Genomic DNA, 18,788 nt, shown 5'->3' on the forward strand with positions numbered 1-18,788 from the left:
GGAGGACCGCGTGCGGCTGCCCATGTACTAACACGTTACTTCGGCGCGCCGCCTTGGTGGGCAACCAGATAGGAACGAAACATAATCGTAAGCTGCTTTTCGGCCTCGATACCATTCGCGGCACTCAAAACCTGATGGCAGAAGGCCGGCACCGTTCCATAAAGCGCTGCGGTCAGGGTTTGAGCGAGCAAGCTTGGGTTGGTGAAACGGCCGTTACCAGTCCCGGTCAACATCGCCTCGATCGCCTTTGCACTCCGCCGGGTCGCCACGTCCATCAGCTCGCGTGCGTCAAGTTCGATGGAGATGCGGTAGAGGGCCGGAGAGATCTCGGCTTGCGCCATCTTCGCGTGAAGATAGGCCTTCACCACGGCCTCGGCGGCGATTTCGATCGTAGCGCCTTGGTTGTCGTTACAGGCTTTCTCGATTGCGTCTACCAGCAAGGCGAGGTGCCGCTGCAACACCGCGAAGAGCAACGCCTCCTTGTTCGGATAATATTGGTACAGCGTTCCGACCGAAACGCCTGCCCGCTGCGCCACGCGCGTGGTGTTCAGGCGCATGAGTCCATCGCTGATTAAAACCTGAATGGTTGCCTCGAAAATGGCGTCCAAGGTGGCGATCGAGCGGCCCTGACGCGGGGATTTCCGGGGGGTTAGCGACGGTTGAGGGGCATTTCCCATAAGCGAATTCCAAACCTGAAGGATCGCTCATATCTTACTCCTGACCCCGCGACCCCGCAACGATGCGGTTGCCGACGAGATGGTTAACACGCATCAGGAGACGAATATGGGCAAATTGGACGGAAAGGTCGCGGTTATCACCGGCGGCAGCGATGGGATGGGACTGGCGACAGCCAAGCTGTTCGCGCGCGAAGGCGCAAAGGTCGTCATCACCGGCCGCGATCAGGCGAGGCTCGATGCCGCGGCGCAGGGCATCGGAAACGGCGCCGACGCGATCGGCTGCGATATTGCCAAGATGGCGGACATCGACGCGCTTCGCGAATTTGTTGAGAGAAAGCACGGCCGTGTCGACATCATCTTCGCGAACGCCGGTGCGGCGCGACCGAACATGTTCGCGTACATGTCGGAGGAAGAATTCGATTTCACGATGGCCTGTACGTTCAAGGGAACCTACTTCACGGTGCAGAAGCTCCTGCCGCTCATGGCCTCCGGCGGCTCGATCGTCCTCAACACCACGACTTTGACTACGAAAGGCATGCCCTACGTCAGCGTCTATTCGGCAGGCAAAGCGGCCATTCGCTCGCTGGCACGGTCGCTCACCGCCGAACTGACCGAAAAGGGCATCCGGGTGAACGCCATGGCACCCGGCTACATCGACACCAATCAAGCCCGTAAATCGGGCGTGAGCGAAGAGATGATCGAGCAGACGAAGACCCAGGTGCATGCACAGATTCCTATGCATCGCAGCGGCACCGTCGATGAGATCGCAAAAGCCGTCCTGTTTCTCGCCTCGGATGACGCGTCCTACCTGACGGGCAGCGAATTGTGCGTTGATGGGGGCTGGGCTCAGGTTTGAGCGCCGACAATTCAATCTAACAGGGTGAAGACACTTCAGCTAGGCGAGCGCGCCGCTCGCCCGCTCGGCTGCGCCCAAGAGAAGGATTAGGAACAGACTATGCTTCGTCGATCAAAATACCTGCTGATTTCCGCTTTCATCATCGCGGTGCTTTCGGCCTGCTCACAGACGTCCCATCCAACGACGCGCGCCAGCCTCGGCAAGCCGGTTAGCTCATCGGCCATGGAGGCGTTGATCGATAAGCCGGGACCGATCGAGGTCAGGACGGTCGCCAGCGCGGATTGGGTCGCCGACCTATCAGGCTGATCAATCTGAAAGACCCGCAAGCCATCCAGGCGGGACTCAAGGACCATGAGGAGCCGATCCAGATTTACACGCATCTCCTGAAGCATCCGACCCAAGGATTTTACATGGTCGACACCGGCGTTTCGAAGCGGTTTGTCGAAGACCCTAAGAGCCTCGGCGTTGGATGGGTGGTGCGCAACTTCGCGAAGCTTGACAAGATGCAGGTCCGCGAAGACCCCGCCTCCGCCATCAAATCGGAAGGCGCTCCCCTCAAAGGGGTGCTCATGACCCATCTTCATCTCGATCATATCTCGGGGATGGCGGACATCCCGAAGGATGTGCCGTTCTACACGGGTCCGGGAGAAGCCGAGGAGAAGAAGGCGGAGAACTTCTTTGTCGAGGGGATGGAAGACGCCTTCTTTGAGGGCCGGCCCGCGATTCAGGAATTCCAGTTCACCAAGGACCTGGAGGGGAAATTCGAAGGGGTGATTGACGTCTTCGGTGACGGCTCGTTGTTCGCCATCCTGACCCCCGGACATACGGCGGGCCATGTCTCCTATCTCGCCCGCACGCCGAACGGTCCGGTGCTCCTTACTGGTGACGCCTGCCACACGCGCTGGGGTTGGGAGCATGGCGTCGAACCTGGAAGTTTTACATTCGACCGCGACGAGGAACGGAAGAGCCTGCTCGCTTTGAAGGCGCTGAGCGAACGTCATCCGAAGATGGTCGTCAGGCTCGGTCATCAGCCTTGAGCGTGACTGAATGCCGGCAAATCCGAAATCAGCGTTCGTCCAGCAAGCGAATATCCACCATTTAGGAAACATCCATGCCTAACACCGCAAAGGTCGTCCGCTTCCATCGGCTCGGGGGGCCGGACGTTTTGAAAGTCGAAGAGCTTCCGATCCCAGAGCCTGGCAAAGACGAAGTACGACTGCGCGTAGGGGCGTTTGCCTTGAACCGCGCGGAGGCGTTATTCCGGAAGGGATACTACATCATCCAACCTCAATTTCCGTCGAAGCTCGGCTATGAGGCTTCGGGCGTCGTCGAAGCGGTTGGTCCGGGTGTCGACACGAGCCTCATCGGAAAGTCGTTTAGCACACTGCCCAATTTCAATTTCGGTTCACACGGTGTCTACGGTGAAGTGGCTGTCGTACCTGTCACCGCGCTCACACCGTACCCGGAAATCCTCTCGCCCGAAGAAGCCGCGTCGATCTGGATGCAGTATCTCACGGCCTATGGAGCGATGATTCATCTGGGCGCCGTCGCGCGCGGCGATTTTGTCGTGCTTCCCGCAGCGAGCAGCAGCATTGCGCTTGCAGCCATGGAAATGGTGAAGGCCGAGGGCGCCATAAGTATTGGCCTAACGCGGACGGCGAAGAAGAAAGCCGACCTGCTTTCTCTAGGGTTCGATCATGTCATCGTCAGCAACGATGAAGACGTGGTCAAACGTGTCGATAAAATCACCGGCGGCAAAGGCGCCCGGATTATCTTCGATCCTGTCCTCGGCAAGGGTATTGAAGCCCTTGCACAAACGGCCGCGTACAAAGGGATCTATTTTGCCTATGGTCTGCTCGATCTGAGCCCGACGCCTTACCCGGTCTGGCCGGCCATGATGAACGCGCTTTCCATTCGCGCTTTCGGCATCTCGGAGATATTGAAAGATGCGGAGGTAATGACAAAGGCGACGAATTACATATTCGAGCGTTTGAGTGATGGCCGGTTCAGGCCGAAAATCGCGAAGATATTCAAGTTGGACGAGATCGTCGAAGCGCATCGCTACATGGAATCGAATAATCAGATCGGCAAGATCGTGGTTAAAGTCGGTTAGTGCTTTCTTGCGAGCAACGGGCCTCCTCGGGTCGAGGAGCTCCGGCACAAGGTATTGGATCGCGCGGGCTCGCCGCCTGCCGGCCTTGGCCGGCCGCCGGATCACCGTCAGTGCCGCCGCGCCGACCTCCGCCACATGCGGGCGGCAAACTCGCGCTCCTCGGGGCCGCTGACATCGGCGTAGATGGCCGTGGTTTCGAGGGAAGCGTGACCGAGCCAGCGTTGTACGAGATGCGGCGGAATGTTCGCCCGGAAGGCGGCAACCCCGAAGGAATGGCGAAGGCCTTTCGGCACGGCAGCGACGCCCGAAAGTCCCGCCGACCGCATCACCGCCTTCACATATCGCCAGGCCGTGGTACGGCTCCAGCCCCAGAGTCGCCGGTATGCTAACGTCGGATCGCGCTGCAACCGGCGAAGGCCGAAAGCGCGATTGAGATCGGCGACGACACGCGGAGGCAACGGCACCTCGCGGACAATTCCCGGCGCCCGGCGCTTCAGGGTCTTGAAGGTGACGACGGCCCGGTCCAGGTCGATCGCTGCAGCGGTGACGCCGAGCGCCTCCGAGATGCGGGCGCCGCCCCATACTAATGTCAGGCAGAAGAGACGGATTTCACGTGGGGCGTGCTGCGCCGCCCGGATGAAGCGTTGGCGCTCGGCGGCGTTGAGATATTTGCGCGCGCCGCCGACCCCGTGAAGGGTCATCCGAAAGCCGGGACGGTGATTGAGCAAAGGAGGCTCCGCAACAATATCGCCAATAGTGTTGCAGCATAGAACCCCCATCTCCTTCAGTAGGTTATGGCGAACTGTGGCGTCGATCGCCGTATTCATACCCCCTTCGAGTCGTCCAATCAAAGGATATCTGCGTCCTGAAACAGAATTGGCGATTTCGTTTCAGAATACGCGATGTATTCGGAAGTAAAAAAGCGCCTTTTCCCAAGTATATCCGCCTTGTAGGCGCCATAAGCCTCATGGCCGCCTCGACGCTGGCTGTGGTCCTGCCGACCCCGGCATTGGCGCAACAGGTCGGACCTCGCTCCGGTCAAATCAGCAACGGGCACTGCCGATGCAAGACCTTGTGCGAGGTCGGGCAATCGACGTTCAGCCAGGGCAACACCATCCACGAATGCATGGGCCTCTGCGCGAAAGCATTTTCGGGCTGTACCGCCGGCGAAGTTCGGTCGCCGGCTACGCGCCACGGAGGGTGACCAGAAATGAAGCTCGTTATCGCACTGGCCGTGTCATGCATCGGCTTCGCCATCAGCTTGCCAACCGCCCGCGCCGATGAAGCGGCGGTCGCTGCCGCCCAAGCTTCCATGGAGCAAGGCTGTGAGCAGATGGTCGCCAAACTACCGTTTCGCGTAACTCATGAGGCCGTCGAGACCATCTGCACCGAGGCCGCTCGCAGGACCGTCGAGAAAATACGCGGCGGCATGTCACCGGATGCGGCCTCGCAGGAGGCCGGAACCTATCTCGTGACTGAGCTGCGGCGCATAGCCTGCAAACCAGGCAAGCCCCAAGAGGGATGCAACAACTGAAAGAAGGGATGGCGGCGAACGCGGAAGTGACGCGTATCGCGGTCATCCGCCGCCCGGTCTCACGACATTCATCGCGCCAAATGTCTTGCTGGCCCGTACCACACGGGTCGTTAGCGAAAATCTGAGGAGATTACCGTGCTAAGAAAGCGAATCCTTGCAGCGGCTTTCGTCGTCATTGCTGCAACGCCTGCGGTCGCCGCCGACTCTACGCCTGTTAAGAACAGTCCCCCACCGCAGCCTGTAGAACTAGCCCAGCTCCCCGCGCCATGCGATTGCGATATCCGATACCGGAATTGCGTCCAGGCAGCCCGCGAGCCGGGTGGGTTTTTGAACGAGCGGATGGCCCTGCAATATTGCAGCACCGAACGGCAGGAATGCAAAAAGGTTTGCCCCCGTTAGCCGCCCATTTCCGCACCGGCCCGCGACGTGCGGAAACCGAACGTATCAATCGCGGGACCCAACCAAAGCCACAGGAGAATTGACGGTGAGCGATAACAACAGCAGCACCAGCCCCACGCAGCAGGGCCAAAACGACGCCAACCAGGGCTGCGGCCCTGCAAGCCATACGCAGTTCAACTCGGATGCCGCATACCAGGCCTATATCAATAACTACAACTGGCAGAAGCAGCAGAACGAAAACAAGTAATCAACCCGCCATCGATCGGCGGACCGAGCGCAGGCGGCCCGGATAACCGGGCCGCCCACCGGTGGAAGCGCAAACACAGCGGACGGATCGCCGCGTCCTGGCACGACAACCGCTTCTTCGGCGAGGAACGATATGCCCGATCCTGGCGACCCTTGGGAACTCTGGAAGACATTGCCGCGCGCGCGGCAATTGGCCCTGATCTGTGAGACGGTCGGCGATCGCCATGACGTGCCGGTTGCACGCATCCGGCGCGGACCGCCGTGGCATCGAAGCGTCAGCCAAGCCCGCACGTACGCAATCCGGATGGCCTATGAACTCCTGGACCCCTACACCACGGCCGACCTAACCCGCGACTTTCGCATGGACCTCGTCGACGCGATCCGCAGCAAACAGAAAAGCAGCGCGTTACCTCGCGCGGCCGAACTGGCCGCACTCAAGGATGGGATCGCGGTGCGCCTGAAGGCCGGATAGACCCAGTTTTCGGCCAGGTCAAACGCCCCGCTCAATTATTGAGGGTCGTAGCGTCCCCGCGCCATGCGCGGGCGGGCTGTCGTGAACGGAGCCGAAGGCGTCTCCGCCCTCCGGGCTTCCATCCCTGACGCACAGCTTATTGAGCTTCTTGCAGCGAGCACGCCGTCGCGCTTCGCCTGATGCGCCGTTTTCCTTTTTGTTTTTCTAAGGGGCCAGGCCCCTCGCGCGCGCAAGGCATCCCAACGCGGAACGCCGCATCCACCCGCATCCCCTGAAGAAGGGGCCCCTCGGGCGGAGCCTCGGCGTTCTGCGTCCGGAGCCTCCTTGCGCTTGCTACCCCCGGTCTCGCCGACGGGCAGGGTTGCAGCAGCAGCTGCAACCAGCACCGAAAGAGGCGAGAAATGAGAAGGGACATCTATCAGGAAATCACGGACCAGATTGTCCGCGCGTTGGAGAACGGCGTTCGCCCGTGGCACCAGCCATGGAACGCGCGACACACGGAGGGACGCGTTGCCCGGCCGCTGCGCCATAACGGCGTGGCTTATCGCGGCGTCAACGTCCTTGCGCTCTGGATGCAAGCGATGGCGAACGGCTACGCCTCGCCCGTCTGGATGACGTTCAAGCAGGCGCTGGAACTAAAAGCCCACGTCCGCAAGGGCGAAAAGGGCAGCCTCGTCGTTTATGCCGACAAGATCACGCGCACCGAGACGGACGCCAAGACGGGCGAAGAAAGCGAACGCGCCATTCCCTTCATGAAGGGTTACACCGTTTTCAACGCCGAGCAGATCGACGGATTATCCGACCTCTATTACGCCAAACCTGCGCCGGTCACGCCGACCATTCAGCGCATCGCGCGGGTGGAAGCGTTCTTTGCCGCGACGGGCGTCACCATACGGCACGGCGGCAAGCACGCCTGTTACAGCATCAGCACCGACCATGTGCAGATGCCGCCCCTCGAATTTTTCCGCGACGTCGAATCCTATTACGCAACCCTCGGCCACGAAGTCACCCATTGGACAAGGCACCCGACGCGGCTTGACCGCGACTTTGGCCGCAAGCGGTTTGGCGACGAGGGTTACGCGATGGAGGAACTGGTCGCCGAACTCGGCGCGGCCTTCCTCTCCGCCGACCTCGAACTGACGCCTTCGCTGCGCGACGAACACGCCTCTTACATCGAGGGTTGGCTCAAGGCCTTAAAAAACGACAGCCGCGCGATTTTCGCCGCCGCATCGCATGCACAACGCGCTGCCGACTTCCTGCACGGCTTGCAGAAACCGGCCCCGGTTCAAGCGGGTACCGCATGAAAATAGCGGCGCGGCGATCATGGATCGCCGCGCTTACCCCTTCGTGGCACGCAGGGCGCACAACGCCCATTGCAACTTGTCTTCATACCACTCGCCGGGGGCGTCGCGGTTGAACGCGACGAGAATATAGGCGGCGGCCTGATTGGCCTCGCGTGCGGTTTCAAAGCGCCGGGCGACGGCCTTGAGAGTAATCGCCGCTTGCTTCCGAGCGCAACTTCATCGCATGCAGTACGTTAGAGCCACCATCGGTATTTTGAGAATATACTCAAGAAGCAGAACAACGCGAAATAAGCGAGCAGGGAGGCAATGACGAATACGACGGCCAGTCGCGACATGCTGATGGTGAAGTCGTAAATGTCGTAGAATGCGAAAGCTATCAGAAAGCCAACGCCGACCGAGACGTATGGATACGCCTTTTCCCATGGGGCAAAAGGATTTTTCCAAACGGCACGACACGCGCCACACACATTAAAGTCTTTTGCTACCTGATTGCCGCACCCTCCGCATATCCCTGCGTGCTGCATAAATCCTCCCAAGTTGATTGTATTACTTGCCGGTAAAATATCATCTTTTGGCGTTCGATTGCCACTGTCACGTAGTGCGTGGCCGTTTTCTGATAGAGCGCCCCGCTCTAAACAAGAGTTGGGCCTGGTGATTGGCGCGACGCAAGGCTCCAGACGTCATCAATCGCGGGCGCGTTTTGTGGCCGACAAACCTCACTGCAACGTCCAAAACTCCTTGGTGGTTTCTATAGCTTGCTCCGGTCTGTTTTGGCTCCACAGCCTCGTTTTATTCCGGCCTAAGGTTCTCGATCCGGCTTTTGCTCTTTGGCCGCGGCGGGGCGACGTTCCCGCCTTCGCGCTGTTCCCTTCGTCAGGGCAACCAGCACCGGCGGTTTCGAATTGATGGCGCTTTCAGAATCGGGAATCGCTTGAAGCCGCTTCCGCCGATCAGGCGGACGCCACATGATTGGGGGGCCACGACGGCGAAGCCAGAGGCGAAACCTTATGACAAGCATGAGTTGCTTGCGGTATAAAATGTCCCATTGCCGCTTTATCAATGTTTTTTGGATTGCCCATGCCGCGTGTAGACCTCTCTGTTTTTCCGCCTCTTCGTAATGAAGCTGAGGCGCTGGGCGCAAAATGGGATTCCATCAATGGAATTTGGTACGTTCCCGACGGCGTTGATCCTGCTCCATTTGAAAAGTGGTTCATTCTCCCTGCGCCCTCATTCAATATCCGCAGCACTAATTTCAGTGTAGCCGTGCGCAAACAGAATTGCCGCTGGTGCTCTTCCCTCACCGATATAGCCACTATTGTGTTGTCGCCGGGTTGGGAAATTTGGGGCACGGTCGATGTGATCGAAGAGACCGAAGGTTCTGAGGAAGAACTTATCATGGGATGGATTCAACAACGGATTACGGCGGCCGTTCACTATATTAAGTCTATCTCAGATACAGCTTTGTCGGCCGTACAATCGACCGTGCCCGAATATAAGTTTGGGCTAATCAATGGTCATCGATTCAGAAAGCTTTTCAATCACTGCAGATTTTGCGGGTCTCTTCAGGATAAGTTGGCTGTGCCCCTGAACGATGAAAAGACTGGACGGCTTGCCGAGGGAATTACACTGCAAGATCACGACCTGCCATTTGACTGCAGCAGCGGTTTCCAAAGTGACCTCTTGGGGTATGGCTTCGATCCTTTTCTCCCACAACACCGCTAACCGAGACCGGCAAGCGATGATCGCCGCGCTTACCCGGCCGCGTTGCGCAGGGCGCACAGCGCCCATTGCAGCTTGTCTTCATACCAGTCGCCGGGGGCGTCGCGGTTGAACGCGACGAGAAGATAGGCGGCGACCTGATTGGCCTCGCGTGCGGTTTCGAAGCGGCCGGCGACGGCCTTCATAACGACCGCCACTTGTTTCCCAAGAGGCAACCCTTCCCAAATCTGCATGAAGCGCGAGAAGCCCCCGAAATTCGGCGGATCGCCCGGTCGCGGCAGCGCATAGTCGTAACCGTGCTCGGCCAATTGAAGCTGCACAAGCTCTTCCCGCAGCTGATCGACCTTCCACCATGTGGCGGAGCGATTGCGGGACCAGGATTCAATCGCCGAAGCAGCCAATAAGGATTCCAGCAACAAGGAGGCTTCAGCCTTCGGCACGCTCAGCGGGGCAGCTTGCAAGGCCGGTAGCGGAACCGCCGCAAGTGCTACAGAAGCCGTCCCGTGAAGCAGAGATCTTCGGGTTAGTGCCATCGAACCCCCCATGGTTGCCGGGAATGTGAATCTCCCAATCCCGATGTGCAAGCGACGTCGCTGGGTCGGTCCCCACTCAGTGGAAGCTTATGCCGGGACGCCGCAGCACAAGCTCTTTGCTCCGCGTCCACCACGGTCGCTGATCGGCCGGAACGAGCTCCCGCCACGCCAGAAGATAGTCCATATGTTCGAGATAGCGGTTGAAGCTGTAGCGACGTACCCCATTCTCTTCGGCGTGAAATTCGGCGTAAGACCGCATCTCCTGCTGCCGATGCTTCCACCATTCGGTTGACGCCCTTGGATGAGCCTCCGTCCACCAGACTCCGACGAGGAACGGTAGGGGTGGCGTCGGATGCGCCCCCCGCCAGAACTCCCGGTCCACGAGCACGGTTTCCAACTCCGCGGCGATCCAAGGGTTTTCGTTGTAGAGCCATTCAAGTGGATCGGTCGGCCCGGCGGTCGGGTCCTCGCGCCATACTCGCAGTTCGGGAGGCTGCGCACTACGCCACGCCATCACTTCCTGGACCAGCCGGCTATGAAGCTGGAGCCGTTGGTCTCCATGGTGCCTGCGGAGCAACGGATCAATAAAGTCTGCCCCGTAACTCAGCCACTGCTGGTCTGTCGCCAAGGGAAGTGGCGGGCGGAGACCATAGACCGTGCCGGTCTCGGGGTCTTGCCAGCGGCACACTGTGACAGTCGGTTGAAATAGCCAGTGCTTCCTTGGAGGGTCGGTCATGCCCAGCGCCCGCAGGTCGTCCACGAATGAGAGGATTTCTGGCTGCATGTAATGTCTCCCAAAGAGGAATTGTCAGCTGACAATTTCGGGGCGGAGATTTCCGTAGACCTCGATTCTAAACGGACTACCCGCCTTTAGGAATCCGTCGATTTTCAAGCGGCCTAACCGGTGCAATCTAGGTGCCGTAACCGGAAATGGCTTTGCGGGAAGGGAAAAATGCAGATCGATCGATGCACTTCCTGGCCCGTGCGCCCGAAGCGAGCGAGCCTTAGCCTTGGGCCTCCCGCTTCGATGTCCATGTTGGTCTTAACCTTGGGCTGGCCGGTCTACGAATGACGCACGGCGATGGGAAGCCGGTCTAACTCGCCTTATCGGTACGGACGTCCGTCGCAGGTCCTGCGATGATGTCCACCACGTCCGCGCCCCTATTAGGTCGGAGTTCAACGCGCACGGCGTCTCCGTTTTCAGCGCCTTGTAGTGCGGCTTTCCAGACTTGCCGCATGGCGCGGCCGAGCGTGGCCGGGTCAACCGGACAGTCCGTCACGAGCGGAACGATGAGGTTGCCTGTCACGCCGGCCGCTGCGTAGGCTTTGATGATCGCGCGCGTGGCGCGAGACGCGGCGACCACAGACATCGCTTCGACGAGGTCGACCGGAACAGTACCGTTCGATTTGGGCGTCCGGACGATGGGAATGGTAACCGTCTCGATCGTCATGCTCACGCCCACTCTCGCTTGGATCAGCAACCTATCAGCAGTGCTCCTGATGATCGTGGCCGGATCATGGCTCAGGCCAGATTCTTGGGCTGCCGTCCGCTCACCGGGCGGACGGCAGCTCGTTACCACGCCAGACTCTTTGCTCTTGGTCTTGTTTGCGGTGAGACTACCGTGCCGTAGAGCGGGATGTCGTTCACTTCAGTGTCGCCTCGCCGCGCATCGTGTCCCGCGCACCGCTCGCAGCTACCAGCTGCTCGCCCTTCATGGGCACGGGGCAATACCCAGTGTCGGCCGGGAGGTGTTGCAGCTCATTTAATCGACATTCCTTTCGTCATGAGACGCCAAGCACCGGCGGCTTCGCATTGATGGGGCTTATGCCCGCGCGCGCGTCGTTGTCAAAACCGAACAGGGGCCCCCACCCCATTACGGACGGGCCTTCGGCCCTTTTTGACAACGCCGCTTTTCCGCGCGGGCCACGGCACCCCATCGAAGCCGCGCATGGTGCATGGCTTCACATCAAGACGAAAGGAACATCGCATGAGCAAGAACACCACCCCTCCGAGCCACCGCGTCTACGCCGTGACCAAGGGCAAGAAGGGTAACTTCTGGCAGCCGATCGGGGCCATCTGGCCTCACGAAGATGGCGAAGGCTTCAGCATGAAGCTCGACTATCTCCCGCTCAATCCAGACGCGGACATTGTCATCCGCAAGCCAAAGGCCGAGACCGAAGAGTCCGGCGAAACGGCGGGCGAAGCCGCCTAAGCCTTCGGGGCCGCCTTCGGGCGGCCCCTTTTTTCTTTCACCGCCCAAGACAGGAAGGCGGCTCGCAGAGTATCGCCGTCCATACCGGGCGGCCGCGAGCCTTCGGCTCGCTCAAGAAAACAATTTTTCGCGCCGGGTCTTGACCGCTTCGCTTCGCTTGCCGTCAAGACCTCGCGCAAGCGCGACCCTTACGGGCTTTGCAAAAAATTCTTTTCTTGCCCCCCGCTAAGGCCGTCGATCCTCTGCACCTACCGGCTTCACCGCAAGCCCAACATCAAGAAAGGAGAATTCCTCATGACGAAAAAACATACGTCCTCCCCCGGCATACCCAAGCTGACCCTCGAATGGGCTGTCGTTGGGGACCAACTTGCCCTGCTTTTCACGAAAGAGACATGGGTATTCTTCGAAGCCGCCGCGCAGGCAAAAGGGATGGCGGCTCAGGAGATGGTCGTCCGCGCGGTGGTTCAGTCACTCGGACAAATCGTCTACGACGCAGCCGCCAGCGAGGCCGGACACGCCTAGCCACGGCCATGCCGGGCCGCCCCCGCCGGATGTTTCCGGCGGGGGCTTTGCGGAAGCGGCTTCCGCTCCGGGCATTAACGAACAGCCCGCCGCCTTGCATGCGCCTGAATGCACCGCCCGGACCCATGACCGGAGCGGTGTGCATCGCAGGACTACACGTCCAGCCTCGCCGCGTCGCAAAGCCTTTTGGCGGTCTTCCGGCTTATCCAATTGTCCTGAAATGCTGAACTATGATCGAGCGGGTGCAACGCTGCGGATCAGGATTGAGACGGGCGGCGGCGTGACGAATGCGGTGCGAATGATGGACAAAATTTTGCGTGATGGGGCTGTTCTTAAGCGGACGGATGGTGGTGATGTGATAAATTAGTTGTTGCGAATAAGAAGCGGTGCAAGCCATGTGATGTTACACGGAATGGCCTCCGGCCCTTCCGCTCCACATCACGCTTGGCAAGGGGGCGAGCCCCCGTTGCATCCCCAGGCGGCGTACGGCGTACAAGCGACATAGACCGGCGAGAAGGGGGCGCCCGGCGATGAGCGAGGCTGCGAATCCTCGTAGCAGACATGCGGCCCCGTGGCGAGGCCGCCGCCGCGTTGGCGACGCGAAGACCAGCTTTATTTCCATGCGATGCACCGCAGAAGAGCGGGACAGGATCGACGAGGCGGCACGCCAGGCCGGCCTCAGCATCGGGGCCTATCTACGCGCCCTCGCCCTTGGGGATGCCGGTCCGCGCGCGGTGCGCCGGCCGCCGATCGAGCGCAAGGAGCTGGCGCGCCTGCTTGGCCATCTCGGCAAGATCGGCTCCAACATCAACCAGCTCGCCTACGCCTTCAATCGTGACCGGCGGATTCCGGGCCTGGCCGAACTGGCCGCGCTTCGCCAGCAGATGGTCGAAATGCGCGATGCCCTGATCAAGGCGCTTGGCCGTGATCAATAAGGGTACATCCTGCGCCGGGTTTCAGCGTCTCGCCAGGCACCTCCTGCGCACCGACACCAACGAGCGTGCCGAAGTTAAGGAGCTACGGGGCGTCGTGGCCCAAGACCTTCGCGGGGCGCTTCTGGAGATGGAGGCGGTCGCCGCCGGCACCCGCACAACCAAGCCATTTTACCACGCCTCGATCAACACGCGTGAGGACGAGCCGCTTACGGATGAGCAGCGTGTCCGGGCGATCGACCGGCTGGAGGCGGAGCTGGGCCTTTACGGCCAGGCGCGCGCCGTCGTGCTCCACAGGAAGGAAGGCCGCGAACACTGCCATATCGTCTGGTCGCGGATCGACCTCGACCGCATGACGGCGATCAGCGACAGCCACAATTATCGCAAGCACGAGCAGGTCGCCCGCGATCTCGAGCGGGAGTTCGGGCACGAACGGGTCCAGGGCGCGCATGTCGAACGCGACGGCCAGCCGCGTCCACCGCGCACGCCGGGCCACGCCGAGATGCTGCAAGCCGACCGCACGGGCGTCAGCGCCAAGGCCGTGAAGGAATTCATGACGGGTATCTGGCGCGAGACGACGGACGGCAAGGAGTTTCAGGCGGCGCTTGAAGAGAACGGGTGGATGTTGGCGCGGGGCGATCGGCGCGACATTGTCGCGATCGATCCCAAGGGCGGCGTGCACAGCGTCGCGCGCCGCGTCGAAGGGGCGAAGGCCGCCGATGTCCGGCAACGTTTCGCCGACCTGGACCCGAAAACGCTCCACTCGGTCGCCGAGGCCAAGCAGCTCCAACGCGAACGCCAGGCGGCGGCGAGGCCGGAGCCGATGCAGCAGGTGACGCCGGAGCGCGAGCAGCTCGTCTGGGAGGACAAGCTTGCCGGCGCCGCCATCGCCAAGGCGAAGATGGAGGAACAACGTCAGGCCGAGTCCGCTGCCGTCCGCGCGGCGGCGGCGAAGGTGTTCATGACCGAAACCTGGAGGCGGACCAAGACAGGCCCGGCGTTCCAGGCGGCGCTTGAGAAGAAAGGCTGGATACTGGCGCGCGGCGACCGGCGCGACTTCGTGGCGATTGATCCGAAAGGCGGCGTGCATAGCGTCGCGCGTCGCGTCGAGGGGGTTAGAGCCGCCGATGTCCGGCAGCGCTTCGCCCGCGTCAATCCATTCTCGCTCTACAGCGTGGCGGAAGCGATCGGGGTGCAGCGTGAACGGCGGGAAAGCGCGTGGCAAGCTCGGCAGACCAAACGAGCCATCGACCAGCCGAGAACTCCGCAGGCTTCAGGACCGAAACGATCGCGTACCCGTGTCGCTGGTCCCGCTGTGAAAGTCGCCGATGGGCTGTTCAAAGCCCTGATCGGAGAAAGCTCGACGCCGCGCCCGAAGACGCCCGGCCCTGCGCCGCACGAACAGCAGGCCGACGCCCAATCGCAACGCCGGCAGGAACTCATGCGGCAATTGTCGCGCGAGATCCCGCAAGAAACCGAACGTGATGCCGAATTTGAGCGTGACCGCATCGAGCGGGATCGCGGGCGAGAGCGATCGCGATAAACGGCCCGGCGCAGGGGAAGCGCCGGAGCCAAGCGCAGGAACACCCCACCCGAAGGCGAGAGCCAAACTCGACAGGCGAAGCTTCCGCCGCGCCGCGCGCAACCTAACGGCACGACGCAGAGCACGGCGGCGGTTTCCGATCAGGTCGCAAGGACAGGGCCACTTTCAAATTGGACGTGCACACAAACCACCCTCCCTCGTGGTCGAGGCCAATAAGGTGTTTCGTCCTTTCACGCCGCCACATAGCGATCCCGATCAACGGCGTACGCACATTGCTGGTGCGTCATCGGTGCAGAGGCCGTCATCAAATCCCGGCGGTGACGGAGGTGAAGCAAGCGCGCTGCCCAGCGTGTCGCTCGAATTCCAAAGCGAGCTTGCCGCGTTGCTTGCCCACTACGCCGCGCGGATGGCAGCCGCGCGCGGCAGCGTATCGCCCCGCGACCTCGCTGCCGCCCTTCAGGCCATTGCCAACGAGCAGGCCGTCGCTATGCGCGCTTTGCTCGATCGCTGGCGTACCGCCGAGGAACGGCAACGGGCAGAGCGTCCCGCACGGCCGACGCCAAAGGCGGGCAAGGATGATCCGGGGCCGTCGTGATGGCCGGCATTTATTGAATCTGCGTCACCTGCCAGGAGCTGAAATCGCGGCTGACGCGAACCAGCAGTGTTGGCACCTTGCCTTCGGTCAGGTCCAGATTGGTCACACCGTACACATATTCGCCGTCCTCAACTCCTTGCAGGCCGACGACCCACACCGTTGCGAATAGCAGTGGATTGGGCAACTGCTTGGCCACCTGGTTCGGATACCAGCGGCCAGCGTCGGCTTCAAGAAACACGATTAGGGTCTTGCCTTCCGCGTAAGCCGCGCCGCCTTTCTTGCGCTTCAGGTTGATCGCGTCCAGGATCAGCGTCGCGGCGTCGCCGGTTTCGCCGGGGCGAAGCCTCGGCACCATGACATGTTCGGTTGGCCAGGTCTCGCCGGCTTTGACATCGCAGATGATCCCGTCGCCGCCGGTCGGATCGCTGCAAAAGGTCAGCTCGCCTTCGGTCACAGCATTCGCGGCGGCGCAGACGAGCCAGTTCGCCAGAATCTCGCGCGAACGCATGCCGCCGAACTTGTCGAACGGCTTGCCAGTCTGGAGGTGCGCGCCGTTGCGGACGAACGGTTCGAGCTCCTTCAGCGCTACCGCAAGGCTCTTGAATTGCCTAACCTGATGCTTCATGCGTCAGGGTGTGCCCGATTTTGCGCATCCGATCAACTCGTCATCGACGCCGTCAAGGTAATGGTCCCGCTCGTCACTGAGCTGGTCCCAGCGCTTATAGGCCGCGTCGGCACCGCCCGCGTCCATGATCGGCCTGTCGAGCCTTTCGAACGGATCGAATTGCGCGACCGGCATCAGGCTATGCGAGCGGCCACCTGCCCAGAGCAACCACGCCGATATCGCTTCGGTCACGCGCGCCAGCGCCTTGATCGCGTCTGTGATTTTGTTCCCGGTGACGACGAGGTCGTCGATGCGTTTTCGGGATTCCGGCCCGCCTGCATGCGCAAGATAGGCATGACTCCATTGTGCGAGTTCGTCCGCGCCGCTGTCGTCAAGCCACCGCTCGATGGTCGTAAGAAGGGATAGAGGCAGACGATCCTCGCGGCTTCGTTGGGCGGGATCGATGCCTGCCAAGCGGTCGAATTGCTCGTGCGCCATGCGCGACGGGCCATGGGCGCCCGGCCCCGCTTTTTGTCCCCAAAACGCTCCCTTTCCGGCCTGCGCCAGCATTTCCCGGAGCTGCACCGCCTCGTAATCGTAGGGCAGGCCATCGAAGCAGACGTAATTCTCGCGCGTCAACAGATGGAAATTGCGCCGCAGATCCTTGACCAACCGTCGAAGTGAGATGATGTCACTGTTGCCGTTATCCATCAGACGGCGGATCGCCAGAATCTGCGTCGCGATCTGGCCATCGATCAGCGCCTGGCCAATCAGCGTGTTATTGAGGGCGTTGTTTTCATCGTTGGTCGCGAACTGCGCCAGCATCTTGAAAGCGACATCGGTCCAGACCATGGACGATAGCACGCTCCAGATCGCGTGATGTTCATCCGTATCGATCCATGACAACCACAAGCGCCGCTTGTCGCGGTACGACTGAAGCGCGCCGCGCCTTTCGAGAGGCACGTCGCATTGCGCGACTGGATAAGCGTAATCGGACATGGTGTTCGGACTTGTCTGCATAGGCCATATAGTAGCTGGCTTGCCCCCAAAACCCAAAGTCCTGATTGTCAACGACCAGACCGATGTCGGCGCGGCTGATCTGCTTCCAATTTCCGCGTGACCGCGTAATCCGATCGTGATTCAGTGCTGGCCGCCACCAGGGAAGCCACCTAGCAGGGCGAGCGCCGCGACCATGACGACCGACGAACCTCCCTTCGCTTGTCACGACTACGATTATCTCCTGGAGCAAGAGCCCGACGCTGCGCCCGAGCGCAGGCGCCGGGCGCAGCTTTTCCTGCAACATCCTCACAACTGCCCGGATGACTGTCCTGACCCGCTTGATTATCTGATTCACCCGCCCGGAACGTTCAGCCCGACGGCGCGATGGCTCGAATTCCGCGACGAAACGCTGTTGCCGATGATGAACGAGCGGCCCGATGATCGTAACCTGCCGCTCTTCCTTCGCCAGGTGGAACGCGTGCTTGCCTATCGCGCGGCCATTTCGCCGGAGGAGCGTTTTTGGAAGGTGGACCCGTGATGAAACTCAATCGTCGCACCGTGCTGGCAGGCCTGGCAACCGTCGCTGCGCTTTGGCCTTGGCTGACCTTCGCGCGATCCCGCGATCCTGTTGCATTTCGCCGGCTATGTCCGCCGGTTCATTTTTCTTGCAGGCCAGACCATTTTCTAGCCTATCGGCGCTGTGTCGCGGTTTCAGACTGGCATTATCAGGCCATCGACCCGGCACGCCGGGATTGGCGCGGCGTCCTACGCCACCTGCCGACCGGCTTCACTTATTATACCTTGCCGGACAACCGTCCCGACGACCCGCTCTTGAAACTGCACATGGCCTACATGCTTTTCGCGGAAGGCGAGTCGATTTCCGACCGGTATGCGGAGCGCCTGAACATTGGCCGGGCGGCGGGTTGGGTGGCGTCGCTTGCGGAAAACTGCGCGGAAGGCCCGGTCTATATTCCAGCGCAGGGCATGATTTTTGAGAACGACGACGAACCCGATCGCCCCGCCCCACCCTTTATCGTGGCGGAAATCGATGATGGCTTCTTGTTACACGTCTAAGCAGCACGGCATAAACGGCGCGTCGTGAAGGCACAGTTCGAGGCATCGATGGCAAGACTGTGCCGCCTCACAACGATGCTGCATGTCCCACGATGATGACCAGGGCAACGATGAAGGCGATAATCGAGATCGCCATTGCTCCATAGTGAATCCAGAAGACGGTCATGGACGGCTCTCGCACAGGGCCACCCAAAACAGTGTCTTTCGCGACCATCTGTGAAAACGCCAGGGTGATATAGTTCACGATCGCGGCGACAAGTCCAATTCCGAACAGAACAATCGGAAGACCCACGCCGCGGTACTGTGGCGTTGAGCCATAGTCTTTAAGGACGGTGAGGCACCCGACCAATCCTGCTCCATGGCCAACGAACAGGTAGTGGACGCGCTTGTAGAGTTGGTCATAGTGTTCATTCATCGACTTCAGAACGCTCAGGCGTTTGTCTTCCACTATTG

At 60.8% G+C, this 18,788-nt stretch carries 24 protein-coding genes; 15 read left to right on the plus strand and 9 right to left on the minus strand.

What is annotated here, in order from left to right:
* Positions 1-35: 35 nt before the first annotated feature.
* Positions 36-608 (minus strand): TetR/AcrR family transcriptional regulator, encoded by a 573-nt coding sequence (locus NLM31_RS36685; protein WP_254195380.1) that lies wholly within the window; start codon positions 606-608, stop codon positions 36-38.
* Positions 609-783: 175 nt separating this feature from the next.
* On the opposite strand from NLM31_RS36685, the gene NLM31_RS36690 reads away from it, so the two are divergent.
* Entirely contained in the window at positions 784-1,533 is a 750-nt protein-coding gene (locus NLM31_RS36690; protein ID WP_254195381.1) for an SDR family oxidoreductase, read from the plus strand.
* Positions 1,534-1,619: 86 nt separating this feature from the next.
* On the opposite strand, the gene NLM31_RS36695 is transcribed toward NLM31_RS36690, so the two are convergent.
* Positions 1,620-1,913 (minus strand): hypothetical protein, encoded by a 294-nt coding sequence (locus NLM31_RS36695; protein WP_254195382.1) that lies wholly within the window; start codon positions 1,911-1,913, stop codon positions 1,620-1,622.
* Between the two features lie 30 nt (positions 1,914-1,943).
* On the opposite strand from NLM31_RS36695, the gene NLM31_RS36700 reads away from it, so the two are divergent.
* Positions 1,944-2,570 (plus strand): MBL fold metallo-hydrolase, encoded by a 627-nt coding sequence (locus NLM31_RS36700; RefSeq protein ID WP_254195383.1) that lies wholly within the window; start codon positions 1,944-1,946, stop codon positions 2,568-2,570.
* Positions 2,571-2,644: 74 nt separating this feature from the next.
* The gene (locus tag NLM31_RS36705; protein WP_254195384.1) at positions 2,645-3,646 is read left to right on the plus strand and encodes a zinc-dependent alcohol dehydrogenase family protein; all 1,002 of its coding nucleotides are present in this window, start codon (positions 2,645-2,647) and stop codon (positions 3,644-3,646) included.
* A 107-nt stretch (positions 3,647-3,753) separates the two neighbouring features.
* Here NLM31_RS36705 and NLM31_RS36710 read toward each other — a convergent pair whose 3' ends face one another.
* Positions 3,754-4,473, minus strand: a complete 720-nt coding sequence (locus NLM31_RS36710) for a tyrosine-type recombinase/integrase (protein WP_254195385.1) — start codon at positions 4,471-4,473, stop codon at positions 3,754-3,756.
* A 383-nt stretch (positions 4,474-4,856) separates the two neighbouring features.
* Between NLM31_RS36710 and NLM31_RS36715 the strand changes: the two genes are divergently transcribed.
* The 5 genes from NLM31_RS36715 (at position 4,857) to NLM31_RS36735 (ending at position 9,323) form a co-directional block, all read left to right on the plus strand.
* Positions 4,857-5,180, plus strand: coding sequence for a hypothetical protein (locus tag NLM31_RS36715; RefSeq protein ID WP_254195386.1), 324 nt, complete (start codon positions 4,857-4,859; stop codon positions 5,178-5,180).
* Between the two features lie 484 nt (positions 5,181-5,664).
* Positions 5,665-5,826, plus strand: a complete 162-nt coding sequence (locus NLM31_RS36720) for a hypothetical protein (RefSeq protein WP_254195387.1) — start codon at positions 5,665-5,667, stop codon at positions 5,824-5,826.
* Positions 5,827-5,958: 132 nt separating this feature from the next.
* On the plus strand, positions 5,959-6,297 hold the full coding sequence (locus NLM31_RS36725) for a hypothetical protein (protein ID WP_254195388.1): 339 nt from the start codon (positions 5,959-5,961) through the stop codon (positions 6,295-6,297).
* A gap of 401 nt (positions 6,298-6,698) precedes the next feature.
* Positions 6,699-7,601 carry an ArdC family protein gene (locus NLM31_RS36730; RefSeq protein ID WP_254195389.1) on the plus strand — a complete coding sequence of 301 codons (903 nt, stop codon included), beginning with the start codon at positions 6,699-6,701 and terminating at the stop codon, positions 7,599-7,601.
* A 1,077-nt stretch (positions 7,602-8,678) separates the two neighbouring features.
* Complete coding sequence (locus tag NLM31_RS36735) at positions 8,679-9,323, plus strand: DUF5710 domain-containing protein (RefSeq protein ID WP_254195390.1); 645 nt, start codon at positions 8,679-8,681, stop codon at positions 9,321-9,323.
* A 29-nt stretch (positions 9,324-9,352) separates the two neighbouring features.
* Here NLM31_RS36735 and NLM31_RS36740 read toward each other — a convergent pair whose 3' ends face one another.
* From NLM31_RS36740 to NLM31_RS36750, 3 genes are all read right to left on the minus strand, one after another.
* Positions 9,353-9,739, minus strand: a complete 387-nt coding sequence (locus NLM31_RS36740) for a hypothetical protein (RefSeq protein WP_254195391.1) — start codon at positions 9,737-9,739, stop codon at positions 9,353-9,355.
* A 190-nt stretch (positions 9,740-9,929) separates the two neighbouring features.
* Positions 9,930-10,637, minus strand: a complete 708-nt coding sequence (locus NLM31_RS36745; protein ID WP_254195392.1) for a hypothetical protein — start codon at positions 10,635-10,637, stop codon at positions 9,930-9,932.
* Positions 10,638-10,947: 310 nt separating this feature from the next.
* Positions 10,948-11,310, minus strand: coding sequence for a hypothetical protein (locus tag NLM31_RS36750; protein WP_254195393.1), 363 nt, complete (start codon positions 11,308-11,310; stop codon positions 10,948-10,950).
* Positions 11,311-11,841: 531 nt separating this feature from the next.
* Between NLM31_RS36750 and NLM31_RS36755 the strand changes: the two genes are divergently transcribed.
* The 5 genes from NLM31_RS36755 to NLM31_RS36775 all read left to right on the plus strand — a co-directional run bounded on the left by NLM31_RS36755 (position 11,842) and on the right by NLM31_RS36775 (position 15,658).
* Positions 11,842-12,066: a hypothetical protein gene (locus NLM31_RS36755; protein WP_254195394.1), complete on the plus strand. Its 225-nt coding sequence runs from the start codon at positions 11,842-11,844 to the stop codon at positions 12,064-12,066.
* 294 nt (positions 12,067-12,360) lie between these two features.
* On the plus strand, positions 12,361-12,588 hold the full coding sequence (locus NLM31_RS36760) for a hypothetical protein (protein WP_254195395.1): 228 nt from the start codon (positions 12,361-12,363) through the stop codon (positions 12,586-12,588).
* Between the two features lie 530 nt (positions 12,589-13,118).
* Positions 13,119-13,523, plus strand: coding sequence for a hypothetical protein (locus NLM31_RS36765; protein ID WP_254195396.1), 405 nt, complete (start codon positions 13,119-13,121; stop codon positions 13,521-13,523).
* Positions 13,513-15,063, plus strand: coding sequence for a relaxase/mobilization nuclease domain-containing protein (locus NLM31_RS36770; RefSeq protein ID WP_254196331.1), 1,551 nt, complete (start codon positions 13,513-13,515; stop codon positions 15,061-15,063). The genes NLM31_RS36765 and NLM31_RS36770 overlap by 11 nt, the downstream gene beginning before the upstream one ends.
* 349 nt (positions 15,064-15,412) lie before the next feature.
* Positions 15,413-15,658, plus strand: a complete 246-nt coding sequence (locus NLM31_RS36775; RefSeq protein ID WP_254195397.1) for a hypothetical protein — start codon at positions 15,413-15,415, stop codon at positions 15,656-15,658.
* 10 nt (positions 15,659-15,668) lie between these two features.
* Here NLM31_RS36775 and NLM31_RS36780 read toward each other — a convergent pair whose 3' ends face one another.
* A complete protein-coding gene (locus tag NLM31_RS36780; RefSeq protein ID WP_254195398.1) occupies positions 15,669-16,166 on the minus strand; it encodes a hypothetical protein in 498 nt (165 codons plus the stop codon).
* Between the two features lie 120 nt (positions 16,167-16,286).
* Positions 16,287-17,261, minus strand: a complete 975-nt coding sequence (locus tag NLM31_RS36785) for a hypothetical protein (RefSeq protein ID WP_254195399.1) — start codon at positions 17,259-17,261, stop codon at positions 16,287-16,289.
* Positions 17,262-17,454: 193 nt separating this feature from the next.
* On the opposite strand from NLM31_RS36785, the gene NLM31_RS36790 reads away from it, so the two are divergent.
* Entirely contained in the window at positions 17,455-17,799 is a 345-nt protein-coding gene (locus tag NLM31_RS36790) for a hypothetical protein (protein ID WP_254195400.1), read from the plus strand.
* Complete coding sequence (locus NLM31_RS36795) at positions 17,799-18,335, plus strand: hypothetical protein (RefSeq protein WP_254195401.1); 537 nt, start codon at positions 17,799-17,801, stop codon at positions 18,333-18,335. The genes NLM31_RS36790 and NLM31_RS36795 overlap by 1 nt, the downstream gene beginning before the upstream one ends.
* 67 nt (positions 18,336-18,402) lie before the next feature.
* On the opposite strand, the gene NLM31_RS36800 is transcribed toward NLM31_RS36795, so the two are convergent.
* Positions 18,403-18,783 carry a hypothetical protein gene (locus tag NLM31_RS36800; RefSeq protein ID WP_254195402.1) on the minus strand — a complete coding sequence of 127 codons (381 nt, stop codon included), beginning with the start codon at positions 18,781-18,783 and terminating at the stop codon, positions 18,403-18,405.
* Positions 18,784-18,788: the final 5 nt, after the last annotated feature.

Origin of the sequence: Bradyrhizobium sp. CCGUVB4N, from assembly GCF_024199945.1 — a bacterium.
Taxonomy (GTDB): Bacteria; Pseudomonadota; Alphaproteobacteria; order Rhizobiales; family Xanthobacteraceae; genus Bradyrhizobium.

What these genes read in the sequence shown, in the direction of transcription:
- NLM31_RS36690 (WP_254195381.1), top strand. Translation starts at nt 784, where the DNA reads ATGGGCAAATTGGACGGAAAGGTCGCGGTTATCACCGGCGGCAGCGAT.
- NLM31_RS36695 (WP_254195382.1), bottom strand. Translation starts at nt 1,913, where the DNA reads ATGCGTGTAAATCTGGATCGGCTCCTCATGGTCCTTGAGTCCCGCCTG.
- NLM31_RS36700 (WP_254195383.1), top strand. Translation starts at nt 1,944, where the DNA reads ATGGTCGACACCGGCGTTTCGAAGCGGTTTGTCGAAGACCCTAAGAGC.
- NLM31_RS36705 (WP_254195384.1), top strand. Translation starts at nt 2,645, where the DNA reads ATGCCTAACACCGCAAAGGTCGTCCGCTTCCATCGGCTCGGGGGGCCG.
- NLM31_RS36710 (WP_254195385.1), bottom strand. Translation starts at nt 4,473, where the DNA reads ATGAATACGGCGATCGACGCCACAGTTCGCCATAACCTACTGAAGGAG.
- NLM31_RS36715 (WP_254195386.1), top strand. Translation starts at nt 4,857, where the DNA reads ATGAAGCTCGTTATCGCACTGGCCGTGTCATGCATCGGCTTCGCCATC.
- NLM31_RS36725 (WP_254195388.1), top strand. Translation starts at nt 5,959, where the DNA reads ATGCCCGATCCTGGCGACCCTTGGGAACTCTGGAAGACATTGCCGCGC.
- NLM31_RS36730 (WP_254195389.1), top strand. Translation starts at nt 6,699, where the DNA reads ATGAGAAGGGACATCTATCAGGAAATCACGGACCAGATTGTCCGCGCG.
- NLM31_RS36735 (WP_254195390.1), top strand. Translation starts at nt 8,679, where the DNA reads ATGCCGCGTGTAGACCTCTCTGTTTTTCCGCCTCTTCGTAATGAAGCT.
- NLM31_RS36745 (WP_254195392.1), bottom strand. Translation starts at nt 10,637, where the DNA reads ATGCAGCCAGAAATCCTCTCATTCGTGGACGACCTGCGGGCGCTGGGC.
- NLM31_RS36755 (WP_254195394.1), top strand. Translation starts at nt 11,842, where the DNA reads ATGAGCAAGAACACCACCCCTCCGAGCCACCGCGTCTACGCCGTGACC.
- NLM31_RS36760 (WP_254195395.1), top strand. Translation starts at nt 12,361, where the DNA reads ATGACGAAAAAACATACGTCCTCCCCCGGCATACCCAAGCTGACCCTC.
- NLM31_RS36765 (WP_254195396.1), top strand. Translation starts at nt 13,119, where the DNA reads ATGAGCGAGGCTGCGAATCCTCGTAGCAGACATGCGGCCCCGTGGCGA.
- NLM31_RS36780 (WP_254195398.1), bottom strand. Translation starts at nt 16,166, where the DNA reads ATGCGTTCGCGCGAGATTCTGGCGAACTGGCTCGTCTGCGCCGCCGCG.
- NLM31_RS36785 (WP_254195399.1), bottom strand. Translation starts at nt 17,261, where the DNA reads ATGTCCGATTACGCTTATCCAGTCGCGCAATGCGACGTGCCTCTCGAA.
- NLM31_RS36790 (WP_254195400.1), top strand. Translation starts at nt 17,455, where the DNA reads ATGACGACCGACGAACCTCCCTTCGCTTGTCACGACTACGATTATCTC.
- NLM31_RS36795 (WP_254195401.1), top strand. Translation starts at nt 17,799, where the DNA reads ATGAAACTCAATCGTCGCACCGTGCTGGCAGGCCTGGCAACCGTCGCT.